This window comes from Microbacterium sp. NPDC087592 (assembly GCF_044743585.1).
GTDB lineage: Bacteria > Actinomycetota > Actinomycetes > Actinomycetales > Microbacteriaceae > Microbacterium.
Window position 1 is genome coordinate 395197 of the sequence record NZ_JBIUWT010000003.1, and the last position, 7552, is coordinate 402748.

10 protein-coding genes are annotated in these 7552 nt (G+C 66.8%); 6 read left to right on the forward strand and 4 right to left on the reverse strand.

Features of this window, described 5'->3' with window-relative positions; all coding sequences use genetic code 11:
* Positions 1 to 6: 6 nt before the first annotated feature.
* From gatC to ACIOTO_RS18260, 6 genes are read left to right on the forward strand one after another with little or no spacing between them, the layout of a single operon-like run.
* Complete coding sequence (gene gatC, locus ACIOTO_RS18235) at positions 7 to 306, forward strand: Asp-tRNA(Asn)/Glu-tRNA(Gln) amidotransferase subunit GatC (RefSeq protein WP_029263463.1); 300 nt, start codon at positions 7 to 9, stop codon at positions 304 to 306.
* On the forward strand, positions 303 to 1820 hold the full coding sequence (gene gatA, locus ACIOTO_RS18240; protein WP_372466871.1) for an Asp-tRNA(Asn)/Glu-tRNA(Gln) amidotransferase subunit GatA: 1518 nt from the start codon (positions 303 to 305) through the stop codon (positions 1818 to 1820). The genes gatC and gatA overlap by 4 nt, the downstream gene beginning before the upstream one ends.
* Positions 1820 to 3334 carry an Asp-tRNA(Asn)/Glu-tRNA(Gln) amidotransferase subunit GatB gene (gene gatB / locus ACIOTO_RS18245; RefSeq protein ID WP_029263461.1) on the forward strand — a complete coding sequence of 505 codons (1515 nt, stop codon included), beginning with the start codon at positions 1820 to 1822 and terminating at the stop codon, positions 3332 to 3334. The genes gatA and gatB overlap by 1 nt, the downstream gene beginning before the upstream one ends.
* A 47-nt stretch (positions 3335 to 3381) precedes the next feature.
* Positions 3382 to 4638, forward strand: coding sequence for a DNA polymerase IV (dinB, locus tag ACIOTO_RS18250; protein WP_029263460.1), 1257 nt, complete (start codon positions 3382 to 3384; stop codon positions 4636 to 4638).
* 37 nt (positions 4639 to 4675) lie between these two features.
* On the forward strand, positions 4676 to 4993 hold the full coding sequence (locus ACIOTO_RS18255) for a hypothetical protein (RefSeq protein ID WP_029263459.1): 318 nt from the start codon (positions 4676 to 4678) through the stop codon (positions 4991 to 4993).
* On the forward strand, positions 4977 to 5558 hold the full coding sequence (locus ACIOTO_RS18260; protein WP_029263458.1) for an aminobenzoate synthetase: 582 nt from the start codon (positions 4977 to 4979) through the stop codon (positions 5556 to 5558). Before ACIOTO_RS18255 ends, ACIOTO_RS18260 begins: the two co-directional genes overlap by 17 nt.
* 1 nt (position 5559) lies before the next feature.
* Here ACIOTO_RS18260 and ACIOTO_RS18265 read toward each other — a convergent pair whose 3' ends face one another.
* Genes ACIOTO_RS18265 through ACIOTO_RS18280 form a run of 4 tightly spaced genes read right to left on the reverse strand, consistent with a single transcriptional unit; the run spans position 5560 to position 7368 of the window.
* Entirely contained in the window at positions 5560 to 6063 is a 504-nt protein-coding gene (locus tag ACIOTO_RS18265; RefSeq protein ID WP_400858847.1) for a DUF2017 family protein, read from the reverse strand.
* Positions 6060 to 6356, reverse strand: a complete 297-nt coding sequence (gene clpS / locus ACIOTO_RS18270) for an ATP-dependent Clp protease adapter ClpS (RefSeq protein WP_219860754.1) — start codon at positions 6354 to 6356, stop codon at positions 6060 to 6062. The genes ACIOTO_RS18265 and clpS overlap by 4 nt, the downstream gene beginning before the upstream one ends.
* Positions 6353 to 6700 (reverse strand): metallopeptidase family protein, encoded by a 348-nt coding sequence (locus tag ACIOTO_RS18275; protein WP_400858849.1) that lies wholly within the window; start codon positions 6698 to 6700, stop codon positions 6353 to 6355. The genes clpS and ACIOTO_RS18275 overlap by 4 nt, the downstream gene beginning before the upstream one ends.
* A gap of 38 nt (positions 6701 to 6738) precedes the next feature.
* Positions 6739 to 7368 (reverse strand): LysE family transporter, encoded by a 630-nt coding sequence (locus tag ACIOTO_RS18280; protein ID WP_181156193.1) that lies wholly within the window; start codon positions 7366 to 7368, stop codon positions 6739 to 6741.
* Positions 7369 to 7552 lie beyond the last annotated feature (184 nt).

Consider the following 7552-nt stretch of genomic DNA (forward strand, 5'->3'; position numbering starts at 1 on the left):
GGAGGGGTGTCTGAAATCACCCCTGAACTCGTGCGCCATCTCGGTGTGCTCGCACGCATCCAGCTGAACGACGACGAGGTGTCGCGGCTCACGGGCCAGCTCGACGCGATCGTCGACAACATCGCGAAGGTCTCGGAGGTCGCGACAGACGATGTCGTCGCGACGAGCCACCCTATCCCGCTGAGCAATGTCTTCCGACCGGACGTGGTCGGGCAGACGCTCACGCACGAGCAGGTGCTGCAGAACGCTCCGGACGCCGCGGACGGCCGCTTCCGCGTCACCGCGATCCTGGGAGAAGAGCAGTGAGCGACATCATCCGACTGAACGCGGCGGATCTCGCCGCCAAGCTCTCCACGGGCGAGGTGTCGAGCGTCGAGGCGACGCAGGCACACCTCGACCGCATCGCCGCCGTCGACGGCGACGTGCACGCCTTCCTGCACGTCAACGAGGGAGCGCTCGAGGCCGCAGCCGCGATCGACGCCCGCCGCGCTTCCGGTGAATCCCTGGGGCCTCTCGCCGGTGTGCCGCTGGCGATCAAGGACGTTCTCGTGACGACCGACCAGCCCACGACCAGCGGCTCGCGCATCCTCGAGGGATATCGCTCGCCCTACGACGCCACGGTCGTCGCACGCTCGCGCGCAGCAGGGATGATCGCTCTCGGCAAGACCAACATGGACGAGTTCGCGATGGGTTCGTCCACGGAGCACTCGGCGTACGGCCCCACGCACAACCCGTGGGATCTCGACCGGATTCCCGGTGGCTCGGGCGGTGGCTCCGCCGCTGCTGTCGCCGCGTTCGAGGCTCCGCTCGCGCTCGGCTCCGACACCGGCGGGTCGATCCGTCAGCCCGCGCACGTCACCGGCACGGTGGGCGTCAAGCCCACATACGGCGGCGTGAGCCGCTACGGTGCGATCGCACTCGCCTCCAGCCTCGACCAGGTCGGCCCGGTCTCCCGGACGGTCCTCGATTCCGGGCTGCTGCACGACGCCATCGGCGGGCACGACCCCAAGGATTCGACCTCGCTGCGCGACGAGTGGCCCTCGTTCGCTGAGGCCGCCCGCGAAGGGGCTCGCGGAGACGTACTCAAGGGGCTCAAGGTCGGCGTGATCCGCGAACTCCCGGACAGCGGCTTCCAGCCGGGTGTCGCGGCGTCGTTCCGCAGCGCGCTCGCGCTCATGGAGGCTCAGGGCGCCGAGATCGTCGAGATCGCCGCTCCGCACTTCGAATACGGAGTGGCTGCGTACTACCTGATCCTCCCCGCCGAGGCTTCGAGCAACCTCGCGAAGTTCGACTCCGTGCGCTTCGGCCTGCGGGTGACGCCCGACGGCAACCCCACGGTCGAGGACGTCATGTCCGCGACCCGCGACGCCGGCTTCGGCGATGAGGTCAAGCGCCGCATCATCCTCGGCACGTACGCACTGTCGGCCGGATACTACGACGCTTACTACGGCAGCGCACAGAAGGTCCGCACGCTCATCCAGCAGGATTTCGCGAACGCGTTCGCCGAGGTCGACGTGATCGCGACGCCCTCGGCCCCGACCACGGCGTTCAAGCTCGGGGAGAAGATCGATGACCCCCTGCAGATGTACCTCAACGACATCACGACCATCCCGGTGAACCTCGCCGGGGTCCCCGGCATCTCCATTCCGAGCGGCCTCGCGGATGACGATGGCCTGCCCGTCGGCATCCAGTTCATCGCTCCGGCGCGCGAGGACGCACGTCTCTACAAGGTCGGCGCCGCGCTCGAGACGCTGCTCGTCGATTCGTGGGGCGCGCCGCTGCTCACCCGTGCTCCGGAGCTCGCAGAAGGGAAGCGCTGATGGCCGCCGCCAAGCTCATGGACTTCGACAAGGCGCTCGAGCTGTTCGAGCCGGTCCTCGGTTTCGAGGTCCACGTCGAACTCAACACGAACACGAAGATGTTCTCCGATGCGCCGAACCCGGCCAATGAGGCTTTCCACGCCGCGGAGCCGAACACCCTCATCGCGCCGGTCGACCTCGGTCTTCCCGGGTCGCTGCCGGTTGTGAACGAGACGGCGATCCGCTCGTCGATCAGCTTGGGCCTCGCGCTCGGCTGCTCGATCGCCGAATCGAGCAGGTTCGCGCGCAAGAACTACTTCTACCCCGACCTGGGCAAGAACTACCAGATCTCGCAGTACGACGAGCCGATCGCCTATGAGGGCTCGGTCGAGGTCGAGCTCGAGGACGGGACGCTCATCACGATCCCGATCGAGCGTGCGCACATGGAGGAAGACGCCGGAAAGCTCACCCACATGGGCGGAGCGACCGGACGTATCCAGGGGGCCGAGTACTCGCTCGTCGACTACAACCGTGCGGGGGTGCCGCTGGTCGAGATCGTGACCAACATCATCTACGGCACCGAGCACCGTGCGCCGGAGGTCGCCAAGGCCTACGTGCAGGCGATCCGCGACATCGTTCGCGGGCTCGGCATCTCCGAGGCTCGGCTGGAGCGCGGCAACCTGCGCTGCGACGCGAACGTTTCGCTGCGCCCGCGGGGTACAGACAAGCTCGGTACCCGCACGGAGACGAAGAACGTCAACTCGATGCGCTCGGTCGAGCGCGCCGTGAGGTACGAGATCCAGCGACAGGCGCAGATTCTCGCCGATGGCGGCACGATCACACAGGAGACGCGGCACTGGCACGAGGACACCGGCACGACCTCGCCGGGACGCCCGAAGTCGGATGCCGACGACTACCGCTACTTCCCCGAGCCTGATCTGCTGCCCGTGGAACCGGCCGCCGAGCTGATCGAAGAGTTGCGCGCCGCGCTTCCGGAGCAGCCCGTCGCTCGTCGTCGCCGTCTCATGACGGAGTGGGGCTTCACGGACCTCGAATTCCAGGACGTCCGAAACGGCGGCCTGCTCGAGGTCGTCGAGGCCACGATCGCTGCCGGCGCCACTCCGGCCACCGCACGCAAGTGGTGGACGGGCGAGATCAGCCGTCTCGCGAACGCGCAGGAGAAGGACGCGACCGACCTGATCAGCCCGGAGAACGTTGCCGCGCTGCAGAAGCTCGTCGATGCGGGAACCCTCACCGACAAGCTCGCCCGCCAGGTGCTCGAAGGCGTCATCGCCGGCGAGGGCACGCCGCAGGAGGTCGTGGACGCCCGCGGGCTCGCGGTCGTGTCGGATGACGGCGCGCTGATCGCCGCGATCGACGAGGCCCTGGCCGCTCAGCCCGACGTGATGGCGAAGATCAAGGATGGCAAGGTGCAGGCCGCCGGTGCTGTGATCGGCGCCGTCATGAAGGCGATGAAGGGTCAGGCGGACGCCGCACGTGTCCGTGAACTCATTCTCGAGCGCGCTGCCCAGTAGCGTGCCACCCCGGGCCTCGTGTCCGAGGCCCGGGGGAGAATGGTCGTATGGGACACGGTGACGGCAGAGGGCGCATCGTCTCCGCCGTCGATGCCGACGACACGGGAACCCGCATCCTGCACGTCGACATGGACGCGTTCTATGCGGCCGTCGAGGTGCTCGATGATCCCTCCCTCCGTGGTCTGCCGCTGATCATCGGGGCGCCGGACGGCCGTTCCGTCGTCTCGAGTGCGTCCTACGAGGCTCGTCGCTATGGCGTCCGTGCGGCGATGCCGGTTTCCCAGGCGTTACGGCTGTGCCCGTCCGCGCGCATCGTCCTCCCGCATTTCCACCGGTACCAGGAGGTCTCACGGCAGGTGATGGCGATCTTCGAGTCGTTCACGCCCCTCGTCGAGCCGCTGTCGGTCGACGAGGCGTTCCTCGATGTGCAGGGCGTGCGCCGCCTCTGGGGGAGTCCCGCTCGCATCGCGGAGTTGATCCGGCAACGAGTGCTCGACGAGGTCGGCATCACCTGCAGCGTGGGCGTCGCTGCCACCAAGCACGTCGCGAAGATGGCCTCCACGATTTCGAAGCCCGATGGCATGCTCGTCGTCGCAGCGAAGGACACGCTCGACTTCCTTGCGCCGAGACCGGTTCGCGCGATGTGGGGCGTCGGGCCGAAGGCCGCGGAGGCGCTCGAGGCGCGAGGCATCCGCACGGTGCAGGATGTGCGCGAGGCGCCGCGAGAGATGATCGACAGGGCTGTGGGTGCGGCCCTCAGTGCGCGGCTCGCGCAGCTGGCGATGGGACAGGATCCGCGTGCCGTCGACACGGAACGCGTGGAGAAGAGCATCGGTCATGAGGAGACATTCGACACTGACATCCGGGATCGGGATTTTCTCCGTGCGGAGCTCCTGCGACTCGCCGATCGCGTCGCAGCGAGGCTGCGGCGAGCCGACTGGGAGACGGCGACTGTCGCGATCAAGATCCGATTCGACGACTTCCGCACGCTCAGCCGCTCCGTGACCCTGAGCGAGCCCACTGCGGTCGGTCAGCGGATCGGCGAGGCAGCCCAGACACTGTTCGAGCAGATCGATCGGCGGGACCCCGTGCGACTCGTCGGCGTCCGCGCCGAGAACCTGCGCCCCGCTGGCGGTGGCGGTCTCGGCCTCTGGGACGACGACGAGGATTGGCGCAAGGTCGAGGGCGCCGTCGACGAGGCCGTGGCACGGTTCGGCTCCGCGACGATCAGCCGCGCGCGACACATCGGGCGTGCCGATGGCCGAGGCGCCGCGCAGCATCCGAAGGCGCACGGCCTGGATTGATCTCACGCGCGCCCTGTTCCTCGGCTACCGTGGAGGTATGCCGAACATCGCACTGGAACTCGGAAAGCAAGCAGCGTCCTTCGGCGTGAAGAGCGCGTACGGAGAACCCCAGGATGTCGACGGGGTGAGCATCACTCCGGTTGCATTCACATACTCCGGATTCGGTGGTGGCAGCGGCGACGGTGCCGAAGGCGGGGGAGGGGGCGGTGTCTCCGTCCCGGTCGGGGTCTACGTCCGGCGAGAAGAGGGCCTCCGCTTCGAGCCCAACATCGTCACGCTGCTCCTCGTGGCGGTGCCGTTCGTCTGGGTCACCGGGCGGGCTCTCGTGCGCATCATCCGTGCCCTCAAGAAGTGACGACCCCGTCGCGACGGCTCTGGAGCGCGCTGCGACCCTGATCGAACAGGACGTCCGCGCACTGGCGGCCGCGAATCCTGTCGTCCTGATCGACGGCGGCAGTGGCGCGGGGAAGTCCTCTCTCGCGGCGAGGCTCGTCAGGCGCTGGCCCGTCCTCGGTCACGTGCAGCTCGTCGCCCTCGATTCGATCTATCCCGGTTGGGATGGCCTCGATGACGGAGCAGAACGCGCGCTCGAGTGGATCCTGCGTCCGCACGGTCGCGGATACCTCGGCACGTGGCGGCGCTGGGATTGGGAGTCGGAGGCCGAGGCGGAGAGCCACGCGGTCGACCCTGCCCTCGGCGTGATCATCGAGGGCAGTGGAATCCTGCGACCATCGACAGCCGGTCTCGCGGACGTCAGGGTCTGGGTGGAATCCGCGGAGGCGTCGCGGAAGACCCGGGCGCTGAATCGTGACGGAGACACGTACCGTCCGCACTGGGATCGCTGGGCGGCGCAGGAACGCCGTCATCTCGAACGGGACGACCCTCGAGCTCTGGCGACTCGGATCATCGACGTCCCGTAGGTCAGATCTCCGAGGCGGATTCCGCCTCATCGGCAGCCTGGATGATCAGCTCCAGCCGATAGCCGACCCATTCGTAGACATCGTGGCGGCCGTCTTCGCCGGGCTGGACATCGGACGTGATTCCGAGTCGCGTGGCGATGACGAGACGGATGGCGGTGAGCGTTCGAAGCCAGGCTTCGAGGCTCTCGAACGCGATGAGGGTCTCTCGCACTTCAAGCGCGTCTTCCTCCGTGAGCGAGTCGATACCCGTGGGGTACTCATCCAGCGCCGCGCGGACCCTGCGCGCGTCGGCGAGACGACGATCGAGGAGATCGTCCCGCGTGGCATCGGCGAACTCGGCCGCAGCATCCGAGTCTTCGGGATAGGGGTTCGGCGTCAACCGGTCGATGGCCGGATCATCCGTGCCCCGTGATTCGCTGACGAGCTCGATGAAGTCCTCGACGAGCCGGGACAGGTGGAACTCCTCGATCACGGTGATGGGCATGACGATGATGTCGTCGCTCACAGCGGTGCCTTCCTGACCGTGGCCCAGAGCCCGAAGTCGTGCATGGCCTGCGCATGCACCTCCATGGTCTCTCGCGGTCCGGTGGCGACGATCGCGTGTCCCTCGTTGTGCACGGCGAGCATCAGAGCCGTGGCGTGGTCGAGCGAGTACCCGAAGTAGGTCCGGAACACGCGGACCACGTAACTCATGAGGTTCACGGGGTCGTTCCACACAACGACCTGCCACGGCTCGAGCGGGGCGGCGCTGAGGTCGACGATCTCATCGAGTTCCGGGTGGGCGATCCTCGCCATCATGCCCAGCCCATCTCGTGGAGCTGCTCATCGTCGATGCCGTAGAAGTGAGCAATCTCGTGGACCAGGGTCGTGTGAACCTCGTCGCGGAGCTCGTGCAGGGTTTGGCACTGCGCGAGATGCGGCTCGCGATAGAGCACGATCCGGTCGGGAAGCTCGCCCATACCGTATTGTGTGCGTTCGGTGAGCGCTAGACCGTCGTACAGGCCCAGCAGATCCAGGCTGCCGTCCTCCGGCCGGTCCTCGACAACGAACACGACGTTCTCGAGTCCTTCCACCATGTCGTCGGGCAGGAGGTCGAGCTCGTCGATCACCAGTTCTTCGAAGGCGGCGGCATCCATGTCCATCGTGTCCAGCCTAGAGGCGCGCGGGCTCCCGTGTCGGATCAGTGCAGCAGGACGAGCACGCCGGCCACAGCGATGAAGAGAACGCCGAACACCAGGTTGAGGATGCGTTGGCCGCGCACGGATCTCGTGAGACGGCGGAACGGGCGGGCCGCGGCCGCGAAGAACCCCCACATCACGATCACGTCGACCACGATCACCGTCGCGACCAGCGTGAGGTACTGCGGCACCGGAGGCTCGTCGAGCCGGATGAACTGCGGGATGAACGCCAAGAAGAAGACGATCGCCTTGGGGTTGAGCAGGTTGACCCAGAACCCCCGTCGGATCATCGACCAGTGACTCTCATGAGAGTCGACGGGCACGGGAGCGTCATCCAGAGTGCCCGCAGGTTTCGTGAGGATCAGGCGAATGCCGAGGAACACGAGATAGGCCGCCCCGGCGTACCGGATGGTGTTGAACAGGAACTCCGAGCGCGAGACGAGCAGACCGACGCCTGCCGCGACGATCGCGACATGCACGATCAATGCGATCTGCTGCCCGATGATTCCCCAGATCGAGCGCTTCCACCCCTGGTTGAGCGCATTCGACATCGTGTTGATGGCGCCTGCTCCGGGGGTGAAGCTGATCACCACCGACGCGGTGAGCAAGGAGAACCAGACCGCGAGTGACACCACGCAAGTCTAGGGCGTCGGTGGGACGGGCAGATCAGCTCGGCGATGCGAAGAAGGCCCGAACCATGCGGTTCGGGCCTTCTTCCTGAGGGTGAGTAACGGGACTCGAACCCGTATTCACTGACCCCAGTTTGTACCCATATTGCCGCAGAATCACGCGGATTTTGATGTGGTTCGAGTCTAA

What these genes read in the sequence shown, in the direction of transcription:
- dinB (WP_029263460.1), top strand. Translation starts at nt 3,382, where the DNA reads ATGGGACACGGTGACGGCAGAGGGCGCATCGTCTCCGCCGTCGATGCC.
- ACIOTO_RS18275 (WP_400858849.1), bottom strand. Translation starts at nt 6,700, where the DNA reads ATGGACATGGATGCCGCCGCCTTCGAAGAACTGGTGATCGACGAGCTC.
- gatB (WP_029263461.1), top strand. Translation starts at nt 1,820, where the DNA reads ATGGCCGCCGCCAAGCTCATGGACTTCGACAAGGCGCTCGAGCTGTTC.
- ACIOTO_RS18255 (WP_029263459.1), top strand. Translation starts at nt 4,676, where the DNA reads ATGCCGAACATCGCACTGGAACTCGGAAAGCAAGCAGCGTCCTTCGGC.
- clpS (WP_219860754.1), bottom strand. Translation starts at nt 6,356, where the DNA reads ATGATGGCGAGGATCGCCCACCCGGAACTCGATGAGATCGTCGACCTC.